We start from the raw sequence: 19,898 nt of genomic DNA on the forward strand, positions 1-19,898 counted from the left end.
ACCCTCGGGAAGGGAGGAATGGCCTCCGTCTACAGGGCCTACGAGACCGACCTGGATCGGTACGTGGCCCTCAAGGTCCTGCCCGCCGGGTTCCTGCACGACGACAGCTTTTCGGAGCGCTTCCGTCGCGAAGCCAAGGTCATCGCCCGCCTGGAACACCCGCACATCGTGCCCATCCACGCTTTCGGCATCGACGAGGGGGTCCCCTGGATGGCCATGCGGCTCATCGCGGGAGGCACCGTGGCTTCCCTTCTCCGCCAAGGGCCAATAGAGCGGAGCCGCACGGTGCGGATCCTCGAGGACGTGGCCTCGGCCCTCGACTACGCCCACCTGAAGGGGGTCGTCCACCGCGACGTCAAGCCGCCCAACATCCTCCTGGACGAGGAAGACCGCGCTTACCTCGCGGACTTCGGAGTGGCCCGGATAACGGAAGGGTCCACCTTCCTCACCCAGACCGGGGTGCTGGCGGGCACGCCCCAGTACATGGCGCCCGAGCAGGCCCGGTCCGGGGCCGCGACCAACCGCTGCGACATCTACGCGCTCAGCGTGGTCGCGTACGAGATGCTGACGGGCCGCGTCCCCTTCACCGCGGACACTCCGGTGGCGCTGCTGATGCGCCACGTCCAGGATCCGGTGCCCGTCCCCGTCGGCCTGCCGGAGCCTCTGGCCGGGGCCTTGCTCCGCGGTCTGGCCAAGCAGCCCGAGGACCGCTGGCCGTCCGCGCGTGCCCTGGTCGAGGCCCTGAAAGGGGGATTGGGGGTGACGGCCCCCGCCGCCGAGCACAAACCACCCGTCCCGGAAGCGTCCTTCGTCTCGGAGCCGCACCTCGCGGGGGCGGCCCCAAACCGGTGGCCGTCTCCGCGCGCGCTTTTCGGGGGAGCGGCGGTCTTAGGGGTGGTGGCTCTGGCCCTGCTCCTCGCCCGGGAGCGACGGGAGGCGCCGGCCGCGAAACCCCCGTCCCCTGCGCCCGCCGCCGCCGTCTCGTCCGCGCCACCTGCCGTTGCCCCCACGCCGGAGATTCTTCCCTCCCCCACACAAGCGGCGCCTGCCCCCGAGCCGCGGGCGGGGGAGGTCCGCCAAAACCCTAAGGACGGCCTGGAGTACGTCTTTATTCCGCCCGCCGACCGCTTCGCCATGGGCTGCGTCTCCGCCGACCGGGACTGCTACGCGGACGAAAAGCCGGCGCATCGCGTCCACCTCAGCCACGGGTATTGGCTGGGCCGGACGGAGGTTCCGGTGGGGGCCTACAAGCGCTTCAGCACCGCCGCCGGTCGGCCCCTGCCGACCGCGCCCCCCTTCAACGCGGGCTGGACGAACGATGAGCAGCCGATCGTCTACATGACCTGGGCCGACGGCGCGGCGTTCTGCGAGTGGGCGGGGGGCCGGCTGCCCACGGAAGCGGAGTGGGAATACGCGGCCCGCGGGGGGCAGGAGGGGGCCCGGTACCCCTGGGGCAACCAGAGCCCGGTCTGCCGGGAGGGTGCTCCCAACGGCGCCAAGTTCGACGACGGCGGCGCCTGTCGGGGATCGGGGCCTGAGCGGGTGGGCTCCTTCCGGCCCAACCGCTTCGGCCTTTACGACGTGAGCGGCAACGTCTGGGAGTGGTGCTCCGACTGGTACGCCGCCCGGGCCTATGGGACCACACCCGCCACGGACCCCGTGGGGCCCAGCAGCGGCAGCGAGCGCGTCCTGCGCGGCGGGGCCCTCAACTCCAACCAAAAGGGCCTCCGGGTCTCGCTCCGCAACCACCTGGTGCCGGTCAGCCGCAGCATCTACGTGGGCCTGCGCTGCGCCCGGGACGACACCCGCCCCTGAGGGCGTCCGCTCCGGGCCGCCGCCCGGGCGTCAACGATTGACTTTCTCCGCTCGGTAGTCGCGACCGGTGGCCGCCCACTGCCCTATGGCCACGACATTCCGCTCCCAGCAGTGGGGGCAGGCCACCGACACCGTCTCCAGGGGCTCGTTCGCCTGGGCCTCGTACAAGACCAGAAAGGGCTTCCCGCAGTCCCCGCACTCGTGAGGGTCCCGCCTCTCCCCCGCGGCCATGGGCCGGGGGGCGGAGGTGATCGGCGAATGGTGCGCGGGGGGCGCGGGAGCAGAAGGAGGCAGAGGAGGCAGAGGAGGCAGAGAAGGCGAAGCAGGGCCCTCCGGGGAAGGACCCAAGAAACCCGTGCTCTGGAGCGCCTCCGTGAGCGACGCCGACAGCCGGGGCTCCGAGGAGAGGAAGGTGAAGCCCCGCAGACGGCTGTCGGGGCCGTCCAGGGTCACCGACCACTTTCCCCGGGTCTTCACGAGCGAGACCGACCAGGATTCCCCGGCCGGGCGCTGGCCGAGCACCGCCTTCACCCGGTGCTCGACCCGCTCGCGGTCCTCTTTGGAGCAGCCGGCGGCAAGAATCTTCAGCCCCATCCGCTCGAACCCCCCGATCCTGGCAGGCAGACTACGCGCGCGTGGCCGCGGAGGTCAACTCGGGGTCTCGGAGTCGGCGGGGCCGGCGTGGCTCAGGCCGGCTGGGCCAGCGCCGCCTCCTTGCGGAAGCCCAGGGTCTCCCCCTCGACATCGATCCGGATCCGGTCGCCCTCCTGGAAATGCCCGGCCAGCACCTCCACCGCCAACGGGTTCTCGACCATACGCTGGATCGTGCGCTTCAGCGGCCGGGCGCCGAACACAGGGTCGTAGCCGCGCTGGGCCAGGAGGTCACGGGCCTCCGGGGAGAGCGTGATCGAGATCTTCCGCTCGCGCAACCGCTTTCGCAGGTCCTCGAGCTGGATGTCCACGATCTTGTGGATCTCCTCCGAGCCCAGGGCCCGGAAGATCACGATCTCGTCGATGCGGTTCAGGAACTCCGGTCGGAACGTGCGCCGCAGAGCGTCCATGAGCCGGCCTTTCGAGGACTCGGCGTCCGCCTCCCGCTGGGCCATCTCCTGCACCAGGTCGGAGGCCACGTTGCTGGTCATGATGAGCACGGTGTTGCGGAAGTCCACCGTCCGGCCCTTGCCGTCGGTGAGGCGGCCATCGTCCAGGACCTGGAGGAGGATGTTGAAGACATCGGGGTGCGCCTTTTCGATCTCGTCGAAGAGCACCACCGCGTAGGGCCGGCGGCGGATGGCCTCCGTGAGCTGGCCCCCCTCGTCGTAGCCCACGTAGCCGGGGGGAGCGCCGATCAGGCGGGCCACGGCGTGCTTCTCCATGTACTCCGACATGTCCAGGCGGATGAGCGCCCGCTCGTCGTCGAACAGGAACTCGGCCAAGGCGCGGGCCAGCTCCGTCTTGCCGACCCCGGTGGGGCCCATGAAGAGGAAGGAGCCCACCGGCCGCCGCGGATCCCCCAGCCCCGCCCGCGATCGCCGGACCGCGTTGGCCACCAGGAGCAGGGCCTCGTCCTGGCCCACCACGCGCTGGCGGAGACGGTCCTCGATGTGGAGCAGCCGCTCCACCTCTCCTTCCAGCATGCGGGTCACGGGGATGCCCGTCCACTTGGCGACCACCTCCGCCACGTCCTCGGCGTCGACTTCCTCCTTCAACATCCGCTGCTTGGACTGCAGAGCGTTGAGCTTCTCGTTCTGGACGCTGAGCTCCTTTTCCAGGGCGGGCAGCGTCCCGTAGCGCAGCTCCGCGGCCTTGCCCAGGTCGCCCGCGCGGGTGGCCTCCTCCGCCTCGAAGCGCGTCTTCTCGATCTTCTCCTTGAGGGACCGGATCTTCCCGATCGCCTCCTTCTCCTGCTGCCAGTGGGCCTTCATGCCCGCGGAGCGCTCCTTGAGGTCGGACAGCTCCCTCTCGATCTTCTCCAGGCGCTCGCGCGACGCCCTATCCCTCTCCTTCTTCAAGGCCTGGCGCTCGATCTCCAGCTGCACGATCCGACGCTCCACCTCGTCGATCTCGGTGGGCAGGCTGTCGATCTCGATCCGCAAGCGGCTCGCCGCCTCGTCCATGAGGTCGATGGCCTTGTCGGGCAGGAACCGATCGGCGATGTAGCGGTGGGAGAGGGTGGCCGCGGCCACGAGGGCGGAATCCTGGATGCGCACCCCATGGTGGACCTCGTAGCGCTCCTTCAGCCCCCGCAGGATGGCGATGGTCTCCGCGACGTCCGGCTCGCCCACGTAGACGGGCTGGAAGCGCCGCTCCAGGGCGGCGTCCTTCTCGATGTACTTCTGGTACTCGCTCAGGGTCGTGGCCCCCACGCAGCGCAGCTCCCCCCGGGCCAGCGCGGGCTTCAGCATGTTGGAGGCGTCCATGGCCCCCTCCGCGGAGCCCGCGCCCACCACCGTGTGCAGCTCGTCGATGAAGAGGATGATCTCGCCCTGCGACTCCTGGACTTCCTTGAGGACGGCCTTCAGGCGGTCCTCGAACTCCCCCCGGTACTTGGTACCCGCGATGAGGGCGCCCAGGTCGAGGGCCACCACCCGCTTGTTCTTGAGCGACTCCGGCACGTCCCCGGAGACGATCCGCTGGGCCAGGCCCTCGACGATGGCCGTCTTGCCCACCCCCGGCTCGCCGATGAGCACGGGGTTGTTCTTGGTGCGGCGGGAGAGGACCTGGATCACGCGACGCACCTCGTCGTCGCGGCCGATGACGGGGTCCAGCTTGCCCTTGCGGGCCAGAGCGGTGAGGTCGCGGGCGTAGCGCTCGAGGGCCTGGTAGCGGTCCTCCGCGTTGGGGTCGGTCACGCGCTGGTTGCCCCGGATCTCGCGCAGGACGGCGAGCAGCTTCTCGCGCGTGACGCCGTGACGCTTCAGCGCCTCGGCGGAGGGTGTCTTGCCCTCCAGGAGGGCGAGGAGCAGGTGCTCGGTGGAGACGTACTGGTCCTTGAGTGCCTCCGCCTCACGGAGGGCTGCCTTCAAGACGCCGTCCAGCTTGGGAGAGACCGCGGTGGAGGTGCCCTGGGTGCGGGGCAGGGCCCCGAGCTTGGCCTCGACCTCGCCCTGGAGGGCGCCGGTCGGGACCCCCATCTTGCCCAGGGCGGAGGGAACCACCCCCCCTTCCTGGACCAGCATCGCCCGGAGCAGGTGCTCGGGGGTCACCTCCGGGTGATCGTTCTTCTCGGCGTCCGTCTGGGCGGAGGTGAGGGCTTCCTGGGCCTTGACCGTAAACTGATCGAGTCTCATGAGCCGGAACCTCCCGACCCACAATATAGGACCTTAGCCTATTGATGTCAACTAATATGAGTAATAATTCATATACTGCAATCGATTAATATTGAACTAGTTAGCTCAATCTACGAAGGACAAAGCACTTCAGATAGTACGTTTCGGGCACGCCCAGAAGAACCGGATGGTCCCGGGCTTGCCGCCTCTTCTCGACCACCGTCACGACCGCCCCGACATCCGCCGCCGCCTCCGTCAGGATGCCCTCCAGATCGGCCTCGCTCACGTGGTAGGAGCAGGAGCACGTGATGAGGCAGCCCCCGGGCTCGAGGACCTTCAAGGCCCGCAGGTTGATCTCCTTGTAGCCCCGCCGCGCCTTGGCAACCGCGTCCTTGCTTTTGGCGAACGCGGGGGGATCCAGGATCACGGTCGAGAAGCGCTCGCCCCGGTCGTCGAGCTCGCGCAAAAGGTCGAAGAGGTTGGCGTCCTGCCCGGTCACGTTCTTGAGCCCGTTCCGCTCGGCGTTGCGCCGGAGCCGCGCCAGGGCCTCGGCGGAGACGTCCACGGCCAGCACCTCCTCCGCCCCCGGCGCGACCTGGAGAGAGAAGCCCCCCTGGTAGGCGAAGCCATCGAGGACGCGGCCGCGGGCGTAGCCCCGGGCCATGAGGTGGTTCTCGCGCTGATCGAGGAAGAGGCCGGTCTTCTGCCCCTTCCATAGGTCGGCCTCGAACCTAACGTCTCCCTCGCTGACCTCCACCGTCTCCGGCACCTCCCCGTGCAGAAGGCCGACCTGCTGCTCGAGCCCTTCCAGGAGGCGCACCCGAGGGTCGTTGCGCTCCAGGATCCCCTTGGGGGCGAGTAGCTCCACCAGGTCCCGGACCAAGTCCCCTTTCCGGCGCTCCGTCCCCTGGGAGAGCGTCTGCACCACGAGGTGGTCGCCGTAGCGGTCGACGATCAGCGAGGGCAGGCCGTCCCCTTCGCCGTGGACGAGGCGGCAGGCCCCGGCTCCCGACGCCACCGTCTCCCGCCAGCGGATCGCGGCCTGCAGGCGGTCGCGGAGGAACGTCTCCGCCAGGGTCTCGGCGCGACTGATCATCCGCAGGCGGATCTCGGAACGGGAGGAGAAGAAGGCGAATCCGAGGGGGCGGCCCCTCGCCCCCTCGACGCGCACGAGCGCCCCCGGGCTGAGCCCCTCCGCGCGGACGACGTCCGAGCGGAAGACCCAGGGGTGACCGCGCTGGATGCGCGCCTCTCCCTTCTTGCCGACCACTACCGAACCTTCGATCACATGACTCCTGGGCGGGTGCCGGGGCCTGGGGCCGTGGTCCCCGAGGGCCCAGGATATACTCTCCGGCGCCGCCGTGCGCCCCGCGCCAGAGGCGGGGCAGCCGGGTGATAAGATTCGGGGGTCCCGGTCGCGACCCTCACGGCCGGCCAGAATCCCGAGGCCACCCATGGAAAACCTCGCTCGCACCGATCCCGAGGTCGCCGACGCCATCCGCCAGGAGACGATCCGCCAAGGCCAACAGCTGGAGCTGATCGCCTCCGAGAACTTCGTCTCCGAGGCCGTGCTGGAGGCCCTGGGCACGGTCTTCACCAACAAGTACGCGGAAGGCTATCCCGGCCGGCGCTACTACGGGGGCTGCGAGTACGCCGACGTCGTGGAGAGCCTGGCCATCGCTCGCGCCCGGGAGCTCTTCCAAGCCGACCACGCCAACGTGCAGCCCCACTCGGGGGCCCAAGCCAACACCGCCGTCTACATGACGGTGCTCAAGCCGGGGGACACCATCCTGGGCATGAACCTCTCCCACGGCGGTCACTTGACGCACGGACATCCCCTGAACTTCTCCGGGCGCATGTACAAGGTGGTCGCCTACGGGGTGCGCAAGGAGGACGAGCAAATAGACTATGACGCTCTGGCCGCCCTGGCCCGGGAGCACAGCCCCAAGGTCATCGTGGTCGGGGCCAGCGCCTACCCCCGCACCCTGGACTTCCCCGCGGTACGGAGAGCCGCCGACGCCTGTGGGGCGGTGGTGATGGCGGACATCGCCCACGTCGCGGGTCTGGTGGCCACCGGCCTGCACCCGAGCCCGGTCCCGCACTGCGAGTTCGTGACCACCACCACCCACAAGACCCTCCGCGGCCCCCGGGGAGGGATGATCCTTTGCCAAGCCAAATGGGCGAAGGAGCTCGACAAGCTGGTCTTCCCCGGCGTGCAGGGGGGCCCCCTCGTCCACGTGATCGCGGCCAAGGCCGTGGCCTTGAAGGAGGCGCTGGGGCCCGAGTTCAAGACTTACCAGACCCAGATCCTGGCCAACGCCAAGGCCCTGGCCGCCTCCCTCCGCGATGAGGGCTGGCGGCTCGTCTCCGGGGGCACCGACAACCACCTGATGTTGATCGACGTCTTCGCGCGGGGGATCACGGGCAAGGTCGCGGAGGCGGCCCTCGACCGGGCGGGGATCACGGTCAACAAGAACACCATCCCCTACGACACGAACTCGCCCATGGTCGCCTCCGGGATCCGGGTGGGCACGCCCGCCCTCACCACGCGGGGGATGAAGGAGCCGGAGATGGAGCAGGTGGGCCGGCTCATCTCCCGAGCCCTGCAGAGTGTGGAGAGCGACTCCGGTCTGGCCGAGGTCAAGCGCGAGGTGGGCCGCCTCTGCGCGCGCTTCCCGCTCTATGCGTCCCGGCTCAAGGACTACGACCGGGCCCTGGCCCAGGCGTGAGGGTCGGGAAAGAGCCTGGCCGGGAGGGGCGTGAACTGCGCTCCGTTAATTGAAGGCTGCTGCTTATGCTTGATCGCGATCTCACGGTCGTGCCCCGACTCGGGATTAGTCGCGAGAAAGGAGACTTTAGCCATGCTCCCGGTGGGCCGTGCCGCCCTCCTGCTTCTCACTGCCGCCACCCTCCTGCCCGCGCAAGCTCCCCCCGCGACACCCGCCACCCCGAAACTGAAGGTTCTGATCCTGACCGGGGTCCACGGCCACAAGTGGCGCGAGACGACACCCGTCCTGCGCGATTTTCTGGAGCGTAGCGGGCGGTTCGAAGTCCACGTCAACGAGGAAGTCCGCGGCAACGGGCCCGAGACCTTCGCGGCCTACGACGTGCTCGTGCTCAACTGGAGTGACCAGAGGAAGCCCGAGCTCTGGTTCGACGAGCGCCCGCGCCAGGCCATGCTCGATTTCGTCCGCAACGGCAAGGGACTCGTGTGCTACCACGGCTCGAACGGGGCCTTCAACGGCTGGCCGGAATTCGACAAACTCGTGGGGGGCACCTGGCGGGCGACGGGTGGCCATGCGCCCTACCATGCCTTCACGGTCAAGATCGTCGACTCCCAAGACCCCATTACCAAGGGGCTCCCGCCGTCCTTTGACGTCACCGACGAGCTCTACCATGGCTTGTCGATGCAGCCGAACATTCACGTGCTGGCCACGGCGTTCGACGATCCCAAGCACTGTGCCCCGGACGGCAAGAACTGCGGCACGGGCAAGGATGAGCCTCTGATCTGGACGCTCTCCTACGGTGCCGGACGCGTCTTCTCGACCGCGCTCGGCCACGACGTCAAGGCCATGCAGAACGACGGGTTTCTGCTGACCCTCCAGCGCGGCACCGAGTGGGCGGCGACAGGCCAGGTCACGATTCCGCCCTCCCCCGGCGCCCGATAGCCGGCGGGCACGGGGAATAAAGGGCGGGAAGAACGGGTAGCCTCCGGGGGAGGCTCGATGCGGACCGTCGTCCCGGCATGCGGGCACGTCTGGAGCCTCCCTCGCCTGAGAAGGTAAGATTGCCGAACTCACAGGAGGTCAAGAGATGAGGGCTTCTTCATCCTGGGCCCGCCGAGCCGAGGGCCTAAGGTGGGTCCCGTTTGCTTTTGGATTGGGGCTCTTGGTTCTACCCCATCTGGCCCGGGCGCAGGACACTCCTGTTCCCATCATCGGACCAACCCCAACGCCACACCCCACGAAGCCGCCCCCGCCCGGGGCCGTGCTGCGGCTCGAGAGCGACTTCGCCTGCGAGGTGAGAGTCGACGGCAAATCCGTCGGGGGATTGAAGGCCAACAGTGAGGTTCCCAAGGATGTGACGGTCTCCGTCGGCCCCCACAAAATCGTGGCCTTGAGCAGCGACGGAAAGCTGCAGTGGCAAGAAACGCGGGACGTCAAGGCGGGCGCGCAGGCGGTGCTGATCCGGCTGAAAGAGGCCAGAGTGGTCTACACCGCCGAGGACTTCGACCGGCTGGCGGCGCGCGTCTTTATCGGCATCGCGGACCTCAAGTTGGCGGGGGAGTACGCGGCGTCCATCCTGGACAAGTCCTGGGGCTTCCACGACCAGAACCTGGCTTTGGCCCTCCACACTGCGCACGAGTTCCTGAAGGAGCAGATTGAGGATCTCAAGACGATGGACCCTTCCGAGGTGGTCCGGAAGCGGATGGTGGGGAGCGTGCTCAAGATCGCCGCCGCCGCGGACAAGTACATCGACCTCATGAGCAAGGCCATCACGGAAGCCCAGAAGGCGAACTCCTGGATGGGGACCCCCAACGACCTCTTTTCTCAGGCCCGAGCCCTGGAACCGACGCTCGTGTTCCCGCCGGAAGCCCTGGCCGTGCTCAAGAGCTCGAAGCCGTTCACGGAGGCCGTGCCCGTGGACCACCGAGGAGAGCTGGGTCTGACCACGGACGCCCGGGACTTCGATCTCGGCGTGAAATACTTCCAGAGCACGCCGAACATGCTGGCCGTGGTCCCCAAGGGCGGACTCGCCCACGAGTTAGGCTTCCGGGCCGGAGACCGGTTGGTGTCGGCCAACGGCCAGCTCGTTGCCTCGGTGTGGGACCTGAAGCTCGCCATGCGCGCCAATATGGGCAGGAAGATCCGGGTGATCCTCGAGAGGGAAGGCAAGCGGGAGGACCGCGAGATCAAGATTCCCGCCCAGGTCCGCTAGATCCGAGCCTGCAGAGCGGGACGGCGAGCGAAGGTTGGGTGCTCGAAAGACCCGTCGGTGCAGCGGGCGTGCTTTCGGGCATGCCGGATGGGCTGCCAGACGCAGCGCGCCGGCGCATCCGGGCGGCATCGGGGCACGGCTTAGGGAATCGGATCGATTCCATCGCGGCCAGGAGACGGGATGAGAGAGAGCGGAGAGAGACCCTATCGCGTGCTGGACCTGGCCTGCGGAGCGGGTTTGCTGCGGGTGACTGTGGCCCGGCGCGTGCCCCGGCGCGAGATCCACTACACCGGCATCGACGTCAGCCTCTTCGGGCTGCAGAGCCTCGAGACCCTCACGCGCCCCGGCCCCGAGGCCGCCCACCCCGAGCACTCCGACGGCAAGCCCTTAGAGGTCGGCCTGCGCGGCGACGACCACGCGCTCCAGGGCCGCCTTAGGGAGCGATTCATGTTGACGCAGCTGGACCTCCACGACCCCAAGACACTCGCCGCCCAGCTTGAATGCGTCCTGAGCAAGGAGCGGTTCGACGAGATCCACATGCACCTGCTCCACCCCCGCACGCACGGCCTGCAACCCACCGGCCCGCAAGTCCTGCGCGTCATCGCGAGGTACCTGCGGCCCGGAGGCCGGCTCTATCATCTCTTCCAGAACTCGAGCCCTCTCTACGATTTCGACCCCGAGCGCATCCGCTATGCCCCCGGGAAGCCGACACCGCCCGCGGGGACGCGCGGGGACACGCTCGGGAGAAATGAGCAGCGCTTCCGGGAGGGAGCCTCCAAGGGTGGCCTGGTGCTCGACAAATGCGGCTTCCGGTGGGAAAGGGGCAGGACCAAGGGCGAGGGCGGGGTCATCGTCGAAGCCTCCAGGAAATGGATCACCCGCCGGTTCGCAGGGGCGGAGCCGGACCGCCGGACGGCCGACACCTACGAGCGCCTCGCCGCGCAATACTCCGGCTACTCCAGGTACGCCAACCACTTCGTCATCCTGAGAAAGCGGCGCCGCGGCGCAGCGACGCCCCAGAAAGGGAAGCCTCGGGGAAGGGCCGCCTCCGCGCCCTCGCCCAGCCTGCCCGACCACCTGATGGTGGCGGCGGGGGAGCTTCTCTGGGGGCCGGCGCCTCAAAACCTGCCCGCCAACGCTCAGATCGCCGTCGTGGCCGGCGATCTCGAATCGACCGGGCCCTACGCCGTGCGCCTGAAGATGCCAAGCGGCTACAAGATCATGCCCCACTGGCGTCCCACCCGTGAGAACGTCACCGTGCTCTCCGGCGTGTTCCACGTGGGCGCGGGAAGCACGTTCGACGAGAGCAGGGGGAGAGCGCTGCCCGTCGGGGGATTCAGCTACGTCGGTCCCCAGAGGCACCATTTCGCCTGGGCGGAAGGTGAGACCGAGATCCAGATTCACGGCCTGGGACCGTTCGAGATGACGTACGTAAACCCAAACGACGATCCGAGCATGAAAAATCCTTCCTGAGCCCCTGCGGGCGGCGGCTTTTCGGGAGGGAGACCTGCTGAAGCCGCGGTCGCCGCCTGCGCCGCGCTAAGATTGGGGCGTGAGCGCCTCCACCCCTTCCACGTTCTCCACCTTTTTCGGGCCGCGCGGCCTCCTGGCCGGCGCCCTTCCCGGCTACGAGGAGCGGCCGGCGCAGGGCCGGCTCTCAGAAGCGGTGGGGCGGGTCCTGGCGGACGGTGGCGTGCTTTTGGCCGAGGCGGGCACGGGCACCGGCAAGACCCTGGCTTACCTGCTGCCCGCGGTGGAGCTGGGCCGGAGGGTGGTGGTCTCCACCGGGACCAAGAACCTCCAAGAACAGCTGCTCAGCAAGGACCTCCCTCTCCTGGCAAAAGCCCTGGGCCGGGATCTATCGGTGGCGGTCATGAAGGGCCGGGGGAACTACCTCTGTCTGCTCCGCTTCCGCTCCTTCACCCAGGCCGGAAGCTTTCGGCGCACGGACGAGATCCCGCTCTTCCGGGCGGTGGAGGCCTGGGCACCCGCGACGGTCACCGGTGACCGGGCGGAGGTCGCGGACCTGCCAGATTCCGTGGACTTCTGGCGGGAGATCTCGGCCGCGAGCGAGAACTGCATCGGCCAGTCCTGTCCGGAGTTCGACCCCTGCTGGGTCACCCGCATGCGCCAGCACGCCCTGGAGGCCGACCTCGTGGTGGTCAACCACCACCTCCTCTGCGCAGACCTCGCGGTCAAGGATGGAAGCTACGGCCACGTCATTCCTCCTTATGACACCGTGATCCTGGACGAGGCCCACCTGCTGGAGGACGTCGCCACCCAGTACTTCGGACTGCAGGTCTCCTCCCACCGCGTGGACGACCTCTGCCGCGACGCGGAGCGGGAACTCCGGGCCGCTAAGCTGGACGCCCGCGATGTGCGGGCCGAGATCGAGGCCGTTCGCGACCGCTCCGAGGGCGTCTTCAAGCTGCTGGCCCAGGGCCAGGGCCGCCGCCTCGGCCCCGACTGGATGACGGCCCGGATGGCGGAGGAGTCGGGGGCCCTCTTCAGCCGCCTGGTGGGCCTGCGCACGGCGGTTCTCGCCCTCCCCGACCGGCCCGAATCGCTCACGGGCCTGGCCAGCCGGGCCCAGGTGCTGGCCGCGGAGCTGGCCTTTGTGCTCCGGGCCGAAGACGACGACCACGTCTACTTCGTGGAGACGAGGGGTCGCGGCGTGTTCCTGAAGGCCACCCCCATCGACGTTTCCCAGCGGCTGAAGGAACTGCTCTTCGACCAGGTGCGGGCGGCGGTCCTGACTTCGGCCACTCTGGCCGTGGACGGGGGATTCGAGTACGTGAAGGCCCGCCTGGGGCTGGAAGGGGCGGAGGAGCTGCTCCTGCCTTCCCCCTTCCACTTCGAGACCCAGGCCATCTTCTATGTCCCGCGCCGCATGCCCGAACCCCAGTCCCCTCTCTTCGTGGAGCGGGCGGCGGAGGAGGTGGTGCGGCTGGTCGAGCAGAACCGGGGCCGCGCCTTCGTTCTCTTCACCTCTCACGCGAACATGAACCGGGTGGCCGAGCAAATCGCGGGTCGGTTGGACTATCCGCTGCTGATCCAGGGCGAGGCCCCCAAGCCGGTCCTGCTCGAGACCTTCAAGAACACGCCCGGGGCCGTGCTCCTCGCTACCGCCTCCTTCTGGCAGGGGGTGGACGTGGTGGGGGACCAGCTCTCCTGCGTGATCATCGACAAGCTCCCCTTCGCCTCCCCCGGCGACCCGGTGGTGGCGGCCCGCATCGAGCGCCTCCGCAGCCGGGGCGGCAATCCGTTTGCGGACTACCAGGTTCCGGTGGCCATCCTCATGCTGAAGCAAGGCCTGGGGCGGCTCATCCGCTCCGCCGCCGACCGCGGCGTCCTGGCCGTTCTGGACAGCCGCCTGGTGGAGAAGAGCTACGGCCAGCGCTTCCTGGCCAGCCTGCCCCCCGCCCGCCTCGTGCACGACCTCGCCGAGGTGGAGCGGTTCCTAAGCAGCGGGGGCTGAACGCTCTGCGGCCGCTCCCGCCGCGTCGGGCGGGGAGGGGACCGCCGGCCTCGACCTTGGGACGCCCGTCACGAGGACTCGAGGGCGTCCAGCTTCTCGTCGAGAGCCTCGATCAGGGTGTCGGCCGCGATGCGGTGCGCGATCTCGTTCGGATGTTCGTCGAGGGGCCCGTTCACGACCAGGAGCTCCCAGCGCAGGCCGCGGTAGGCGGGCAAGAGGTCCACGACCATGGCCCCGGCCGCGCTTGAAGCCGCGGCCACTTTGGCATGGATCTCCGTGAATGGGTATCGTTCGTCCAGCGGATTGGCGAAGAGCGGGAAGATCGTGACCACGAACGGGACCTGCCGATCGCGGCACCGGCGCGCCATGTCCCGCAGGGCCTCCTGTCCCGCCACCCAGCCGGGGGCGTCTGCCGCGTAGCCGGCCTTGTAGCCCTCAATCCGTCGTCGGTTCTCGGCCGTGGCCGAAAGCCTCCGGTGGAGGAAGCGGTAGAGGGCGAAGCGATCGAAGAAGGGGGGCGGGCGCGGCCCTCCTTCTCTCTTCCGGGCCAGCCGCCGCTCCGCCTGCGCTTTCGCCCGAGCGTCCCGCTCCCTCGCGTCCTCGCTGTCGTTGAGGCAGTAGGCCAGGACCACGATGTCGGGGTCGTAGGCCAGCCCTTCGCTCACGAGCTGGGGCGCCTCGTCGACGGTGTTCATGCCGGGTCGGGCGAGGTTCACGACCTCCCAGACCGCTCCCCGCCGCTGCTCGTTCAGGCTCCGCTCCAGCCGCTGGGGAAGGGCGTCGTCGAAATGGACGCCCGATCCCCAGGCGAAAGAATCGCCCAGGCAGACGACCCGTCGCGTCCGGGGGGGCTTCGCCAAGAGGCGCTCGTGGTCGCGGTAGCCACGTGAGTTGAGGGGGGTGGGCGCGGTGACCGGCGTGATGACGGGGGCATAGCCCGTCGGAGAGGGGTCACCGAGCCCCAGGAGCCGGGCCCCCCCCTCTCCGAGGACCAGGAAGCCGGCCACGCTCGCTGCGAGAAGTGCGACCTCACCGCGCCGCGGGCCCAGGAACACGGGCGCATGATATGCCAGGCGTCCGGGTCGTGTCCCTGGCGGGTCAGGGGAGCGACTTCCGCTCGTGGCCCGGGCAGCCGCCCGGGGAGACCGATTACTGGATGGTCACCCAGTCCGTGCGCACCTTGTCCCACTCCTGGATGGCGAGACCCTGCGATTCGAAGAAGGAACGCACCCCGGCCGGGGGCAAGCCCAGGATCTCCTCCAGGATGGGCACGAGCACGCTGAGCGCGTCGTCGCTGAGGATGGTGCGCCGGGCAATGGGGGTGATGTACTTGGCCGCCGAGACCGCGATCGTGAGCCCGTCCCGGCGGTTCACGTGCAGCATGACGTGGACGTCGGAGCTGCCGTCCCCCACGTACACGACACGGTCGGACCCGACCTGCAGGTTCGCCTGCAACTCGTCGAGGACCGCCACCTTTCCGTAGCCGGCCGGCACCCGCACGATCGATTCCACCTCTCCCGAGCCCGCGTCGTAGCGGAAGCGCGTGCCGAAGATGTGGTCGGGAGGGACCAGACCCTCGAGCGCGGACTGGATCACCTCCTCGGGGGCTGCGGACACCACGTAGAAGGAGAAGCGGTGCCCCTCCATCCCGTCCTCCAAGATGGGGATCAGGCGGTCGATGTTCCGCTTGAGCCGGATGCGGCGGCCTACCTCAAAGAGATGCTCGCGCCGGACGCGCCGGTACTCGGGGTCATGCAGGACCAGGTAGGCGAGCTCGCCTCCCTGCTGAACCAAGTTGACGCGGGACAATCCCGCAACCTTTTCTGCGAATCCGGCGGTGCCCAGGATCTCGCTCAGGACGTGGCCGGAGTCGTTGAAGCTCAGGGTCTGGTCGAAGTCGCTGGCGAGCACGTAGTTCTTCGTCATGGCCGTCCTCCAGGAAGAGATACGGAGGCGGTGGCCCCGGGGTGCCATTCATTTTCCGGGACTGGCCCATCGAGATTTTCGCTGGCTCTTGCCCTTCAGGGGGCCGTCTCTCCCGACCCGTTCCCACCGCGCAGGGCCAGGACCGCGGCCGTGACCACGATGAGCGCGCCCGCCACGAACAAGCGGTCAGGGAGGGTGCCCCAGAGCCACCAGTCGAGGACCCCCGCGATGACGGGGCCGGCGTAGAGGAACGGGCCCACCTGGGCAGCGGGGGCGTGGGCATAGGCGCGGGTCAGGGCGAGCTGGCCGGCGGTGGCGAAGACGCCGATGACAAGAAGGATGCTCCAGAGGCCTTGGCGGGGTGTCGTCCAGGCCACGGCCGCGGGCACCGCCGCGACCAAGCTGCCGATGAGGCCGAAGTAAAAGACGATGCGGGGGGCGGGTTCGGTTCGCGTCAGCCGACGTACGCCTACCTGGGCCACCGCGGCCAGGAGGGCGGAAGCAAGGCCCGCCAGGGCGGCGGGGGAAAAAACGTCCGAGCCGGGTCGCAGGATGAGCAGGATTCCCAGGAATCCGACCGCCAGTACCCCCGCGAGGCGCCGCGGGATGGGCTCTCCCAGCCAGAGTCTCTCCACCAGGGGCAGGAAGAGGGGCGTGGATTGGTACAGCAATACGGCGTCGGCGAGCCGGAGGCGGGCGATGGCGTAGAAGAAGAAGTACATCGACCCCAGGCCGGCCAGGCCCCGCCCGAGATGGCCGCGCAGGTCGCGGGTCGCGAGGCCGGCCGGCCCCTGGGGGAGCAGCCAGGGGAGGAGGACGGCCAGGCCCACCGCGTTGCGGAAGAAGACGACGGTGGCGATGGAGAGCTCGTGGGACGCGACCTTGATGGCCGCGCCCATGGCCGCAAAGGACGCCGCCGAGCCCACCATGAAAAGGGCACCTCGCCTTAGGTCCTGGACCGGAGGGCGGAAGGGCATGCGGAGGGCCATGATACGCGCACGCCCGCCTCCCGCGGGCGGGTTGCAACCTGCCCCCGAAGGCGTCATCTTGGGGGTGCGCGGCCTTCCCTGGTCACTGAAGACGGAGACGCCCTTGTTCGAAGTCGCTTACGAGACGACGTTCTGCGCCACCCACGTGCTCACGGAGGGCGGACGGCCTATCGAGCCCGTGCACGGCCACGACTGGCGGGTCGAGGCGGTGGCGGCCGGAGAGCGCCTGGATGGGATCGGGGTGGTGGTGGACTTCGAGCACCTGAAGCGGGCGGTGGGTGAGGTGGCGGCCCGCTTCCACTACAAGGACATCAACGCTCATCCCGCCTTCGCCGGGCAAAGCCCGTCCGCGGAGGCCGTGGCCCGCTACTTCTTCCAGGAGGTGAGGCAGGGGCTGGGGCCGGAAGGGAAGCAACTGCGCCGCGTGCGGGTCTGGGAGGCCCCCGGCTGCAGCGCCACCTATTACGAATGAACGGATGCTGACCGTCAACGAGGTGTTCTTCTCGATCCAGGGCGAGGGAACCCGCACGGGAAGACCCTCTGTGTTCGTGCGCCTCACCGGCTGCCCGCTCCGCTGCGTGTGGTGCGACACCGCCTACGCGTTCCACGAGGGCACCCGGCGGTCGGAGGACGATCTGCTGCGGGAGATTGCGCAGCACCCCTGCCGCCTCCTGACCCTCACGGGGGGGGAGCCGCTCTCCCAGCCCCCCGCCTTCCCGTTCGTGACCCGCCTCCTCGACGAGGGCTGGGAGGTCCTCATCGAGACCTCGGGCCACGTGCCCCTCGACGCCCTGGACGCGCGGGCGGTGGCCATCATGGACGTCAAGACGCCGGGCTCGGGCGAAGTCCACCGGATGGAATGGCGGAACCTGGACCTCCTGAAGCCGAAGGACGAGGTGAAGTTCGTGATCAACGGGCGCAGCGACTACGAGTGGTCCCGCGACCTCGTGCAGCAGCGACGGCTCGCTGGCCGCTGCGTCGTTCTCTTCTCGCCCGTCCACGGCATCGTGGACCCGGGGGAGCTGGGGCGGTGGATCCTCGCCGACGGCCTCCCCGTGCGCCTGCAGGTACAGCTCCACAAGTACCTCTGGCCGGGGGTGGAGAGGGGCGTTTGAGCTCCCTGGCCGTGGTCTGCGTGAGCGGGGGGATGGACTCCGCCCTGACCGCGGCCATCGCGGCCCGGGACCACCGGCTCGCTTTCCTGCACGGCAACTATGGCCAGCGCACGGAGGGGAAGGAACTCCTCTGCTTCCACCAGCTGGCCGACCATTTCCGGGCGGAGGGACGCTTGGTCGTGGACTTCCAGGACCTGCGCGCCATCGGGGGGAGCAGCCTGACCGACCGCGCGATTCCCGTGCGCGAGGGGTCCCCGGTGGCCGGGACGATCCCCACCTCCTACGTCCCCTTCCGGAATGCCCATCTCCTGGCCGCCGCGACCTCCTGGGCCGAGGTGCTGGGGGCGGGGGCCATCTTCGTGGGGGCGGTGTGGGAGGATTCCTCCGGCTATCCCGACTGCCGGCCGGCGTTCTACCGCGCCTTCGCGGAGGCCATCCGCCTGGGGACCCGGCCCGAGACCGAGATCCGCATCGTCACCCCCGTGATCTCCCTCTCCAAGGCTGAGATCGTCAGCCGGGGGCTGGCCCTGGCCGTCCCCTTCGAGAAAACCTGGTCCTGCTACCAGGCCGAGGACGCGGCTTGCGGGACCTGCGAGTCCTGCATCCTGCGGCGGCGGGGCTTCGCGGCGGCGGGGGCGGTCGACCCCATCCCCTACCGCACCCCCGCCCCGGCGTGAGACACTTTGGCGGCAACTTCCATGGAGGTCCGGTGATGAAGCGCATTCTCGAGGCGTGTGGGCTCCTGCTTTGTTTTGCTCTCCTGGGTACCCCGGCCCGCGCCCAGACGGGGAGTGCCCGCGGTCGGGTTGCGAACGACCAGGGGCAGCCAATCGTCGAGGCCAAGGTCGAAATCGAATTCACGGGCGGGTTGACCCGCAAGTACGAGACCAAGACGAACAAGAAGGGCGAGTTCATCCAGGTCGGCATGCCCCCCGGAACCTACAAGGTCACGGTGAACAAGGAGGGCTACCAGGGCTCTTTCATCGAGTTGAAGATCAACCTGGGCGATCCCACCCAGGTCCCGGATTTCAAGCTGAAGGCGCTGTCCGCGGCACAGTCCCAGGCCCAGAAGGCGGCGTCGGGAGGCGGGCAGGACGACGTGGGGGCCTCCTTCAAGAAAGCGGTGGAGCTGGCTCGGGCCGGCCAATACGATGAGGCCGAAGCCGCTTACAAGGAGCTCCTGGCCAAAGACCCCTCGATTCCCGAGGTGCAATACAACTTGGGCCTTCTCTATCGCCGTAAGAAGGACGTGCCCGCCGCGGAGGCCGCGTTCTTGAAGGCCATCGAACTCCGGCCGGGGTACCCCGCGGCCTACCTCGAGCTCTCGAACACCTATCAGAACAGCGGTCAGCTGGCGAAGGCGGTGGAGCTGATGACGAAGATCGCCGCCGACAACCCCGGCGACGCCAAGCTCCAATTCGGCCTGGGTGAGGCTGCCTTCAACTCCGGAAAGTACGACGAGGCCGGCGCCGCTTTCCAGAAGGCCGGCCAGCTCGACCCCTCGCTGCCCGAGGTCTACTACTATCTCGGGACCCTGGCCGTGACCCAGAACAAAGTGGCGGAGGCGGTCGCCAACCTCGAGAAATATCTCTCCATGAATCCGCAGAACGAGCAGTTCGTGGCCACCGCCAAAGGCTTGCTCGGCGCCCTCAAGCCCAGCAAGAAGTGATCGCCGACCGCGTCGCCGCCGTCCGGGAGCGCATCCACCGGGCGGCCGCGCGCGCGGGCCGCTCTCCCGACGACGTCGTGCTCGTGGCCGTCACCAAGACCCATCCCCCGGAAGTCGTGCGCGAGGCCTTCGCGGCCGGGCTCCGCGATTTCGGAGAGAACCGGGTCCAAGAGGCGGAGGAGAAAGTCCAGGCCTTGGCCGAGCTGCGTACGGCGGGGATCCGCTGGCACTTGGTGGGCCATCTCCAGTCCAACAAGGCCCGCAAGGCGGTTCCCCTCTTCGACCTCGTGCACTCCCTGGACGACGCCGAGCTCGGGCGGCGTCTGGACCGCATCGGGAGCGACGAAGCTCGCGTCGTACGCACCCTGGTGCAAGTGGACCTGGCGGGCGAGGGGACGAAGAGCGGCCTTCCGGAGGCCGCTCTCCTGCCCACCCTCGAGGCTCTGCGGGGCCTGCCCTCCCTGCGCATCGAGGGCCTCATGGTCCTCCCCCCCTTTTCGGAGGACCCGGAGCGGACCCGCCCCTACTTCCGCCGGCTGCGCGAGCTCAGGGACCGGGCCCGCGCCCAGTCGCTCCTCTCCGGCACGGACCTCTCCATGGGCATGAGCCACGACTTCGAGGTGGCCATCGAGGAAGGGGCCACGCTCGTGCGCGTGGGCACGGAGCTTTTCGGGGAGCGAAAGCCAGCCTGAGCGGTTG

General features: G+C 68.9%; 17 protein-coding genes. 11 read left to right on the forward strand and 6 right to left on the reverse strand.

What is annotated here, in order from left to right; genetic code table 11:
* A partial coding sequence (locus VN461_13635) for a bifunctional serine/threonine-protein kinase/formylglycine-generating enzyme family protein (protein HXB55824.1) occupies positions 1-1,815 on the forward strand: 1,815 nt, incomplete at its 5' end.
* A 30-nt stretch (positions 1,816-1,845) separates the two neighbouring features.
* Here VN461_13635 and VN461_13640 read toward each other — a convergent pair.
* The 3 genes from VN461_13640 to VN461_13650 all read right to left on the reverse strand — a co-directional run bounded on the left by VN461_13640 (position 1,846) and on the right by VN461_13650 (position 6,372).
* Positions 1,846-2,409 (reverse strand): hypothetical protein, encoded by a 564-nt coding sequence (locus tag VN461_13640; GenBank protein HXB55825.1) that lies wholly within the window; start codon positions 2,407-2,409, stop codon positions 1,846-1,848.
* 92 nt (positions 2,410-2,501) lie between these two features.
* A complete protein-coding gene (gene clpB, locus VN461_13645; protein ID HXB55826.1) occupies positions 2,502-5,105 on the reverse strand; it encodes an ATP-dependent chaperone ClpB in 2,604 nt (867 codons plus the stop codon).
* A 100-nt stretch (positions 5,106-5,205) separates the two neighbouring features.
* Positions 5,206-6,372 carry a class I SAM-dependent rRNA methyltransferase gene (locus tag VN461_13650; GenBank protein HXB55827.1) on the reverse strand — a complete coding sequence of 389 codons (1,167 nt, stop codon included), beginning with the start codon at positions 6,370-6,372 and terminating at the stop codon, positions 5,206-5,208.
* Positions 6,373-6,538: 166 nt separating this feature from the next.
* On the opposite strand from VN461_13650, the gene glyA reads away from it, so the two are divergent.
* From glyA to VN461_13675, 5 genes are all read left to right on the forward strand, one after another.
* On the forward strand, positions 6,539-7,813 hold the full coding sequence (gene glyA / locus VN461_13655; GenBank protein HXB55828.1) for a serine hydroxymethyltransferase: 1,275 nt from the start codon (positions 6,539-6,541) through the stop codon (positions 7,811-7,813).
* Positions 7,814-7,945: 132 nt separating this feature from the next.
* Positions 7,946-8,752: a ThuA domain-containing protein gene (locus VN461_13660; GenBank protein ID HXB55829.1), complete on the forward strand. Its 807-nt coding sequence runs from the start codon at positions 7,946-7,948 to the stop codon at positions 8,750-8,752.
* Positions 8,753-8,972: 220 nt separating this feature from the next.
* Positions 8,973-10,022 carry a PDZ domain-containing protein gene (locus tag VN461_13665; protein HXB55830.1) on the forward strand — a complete coding sequence of 350 codons (1,050 nt, stop codon included), beginning with the start codon at positions 8,973-8,975 and terminating at the stop codon, positions 10,020-10,022.
* A 180-nt stretch (positions 10,023-10,202) separates the two neighbouring features.
* A complete protein-coding gene (locus VN461_13670) occupies positions 10,203-11,495 on the forward strand; it encodes a hypothetical protein (protein ID HXB55831.1) in 1,293 nt (430 codons plus the stop codon).
* Positions 11,496-11,574: 79 nt separating this feature from the next.
* The gene (locus VN461_13675; protein HXB55832.1) at positions 11,575-13,500 is read left to right on the forward strand and encodes an ATP-dependent DNA helicase; all 1,926 of its coding nucleotides are present in this window, start codon (positions 11,575-11,577) and stop codon (positions 13,498-13,500) included.
* Positions 13,501-13,568: 68 nt separating this feature from the next.
* Here VN461_13675 and VN461_13680 read toward each other — a convergent pair whose 3' ends face one another.
* The 3 genes from VN461_13680 to VN461_13690 all read right to left on the reverse strand — a co-directional run bounded on the left by VN461_13680 (position 13,569) and on the right by VN461_13690 (position 16,415).
* Entirely contained in the window at positions 13,569-14,555 is a 987-nt protein-coding gene (locus tag VN461_13680) for an SGNH/GDSL hydrolase family protein (protein HXB55833.1), read from the reverse strand.
* Between the two features lie 94 nt (positions 14,556-14,649).
* Positions 14,650-15,426 carry a haloacid dehalogenase-like hydrolase gene (locus VN461_13685; protein HXB55834.1) on the reverse strand — a complete coding sequence of 259 codons (777 nt, stop codon included), beginning with the start codon at positions 15,424-15,426 and terminating at the stop codon, positions 14,650-14,652.
* Between the two features lie 95 nt (positions 15,427-15,521).
* Entirely contained in the window at positions 15,522-16,415 is an 894-nt protein-coding gene (locus VN461_13690) for a DMT family transporter (protein HXB55835.1), read from the reverse strand.
* On the opposite strand from VN461_13690, the gene VN461_13695 reads away from it, so the two are divergent.
* Genes VN461_13695 through VN461_13715 form a run of 5 tightly spaced genes read left to right on the forward strand, consistent with a single transcriptional unit; the run spans position 16,414 to position 19,891 of the window.
* On the forward strand, positions 16,414-16,887 hold the full coding sequence (locus VN461_13695) for a 6-carboxytetrahydropterin synthase (GenBank protein ID HXB55836.1): 474 nt from the start codon (positions 16,414-16,416) through the stop codon (positions 16,885-16,887). The two genes, VN461_13690 and VN461_13695, sit on opposite strands and share 2 nt — an antisense overlap.
* 4 nt (positions 16,888-16,891) lie before the next feature.
* Positions 16,892-17,530, forward strand: coding sequence for a radical SAM protein (locus tag VN461_13700; protein ID HXB55837.1), 639 nt, complete (start codon positions 16,892-16,894; stop codon positions 17,528-17,530).
* Positions 17,527-18,207: a 7-cyano-7-deazaguanine synthase QueC gene (queC, locus tag VN461_13705; GenBank protein HXB55838.1), complete on the forward strand. Its 681-nt coding sequence runs from the start codon at positions 17,527-17,529 to the stop codon at positions 18,205-18,207. Before VN461_13700 ends, queC begins: the two co-directional genes overlap by 4 nt.
* Positions 18,208-18,242: 35 nt before the next feature.
* Positions 18,243-19,199, forward strand: coding sequence for a tetratricopeptide repeat protein (locus tag VN461_13710; protein HXB55839.1), 957 nt, complete (start codon positions 18,243-18,245; stop codon positions 19,197-19,199).
* A complete protein-coding gene (locus VN461_13715; GenBank protein ID HXB55840.1) occupies positions 19,196-19,891 on the forward strand; it encodes a YggS family pyridoxal phosphate-dependent enzyme in 696 nt (231 codons plus the stop codon). Before VN461_13710 ends, VN461_13715 begins: the two co-directional genes overlap by 4 nt.
* Positions 19,892-19,898 lie beyond the last annotated feature (7 nt).

The sequence above is a fragment of the Vicinamibacteria bacterium genome, assembly GCA_035570235.1.
In the GTDB taxonomy this organism is placed as follows: domain Bacteria; phylum Acidobacteriota; class Vicinamibacteria; order Fen-336; family Fen-336; genus DATMML01.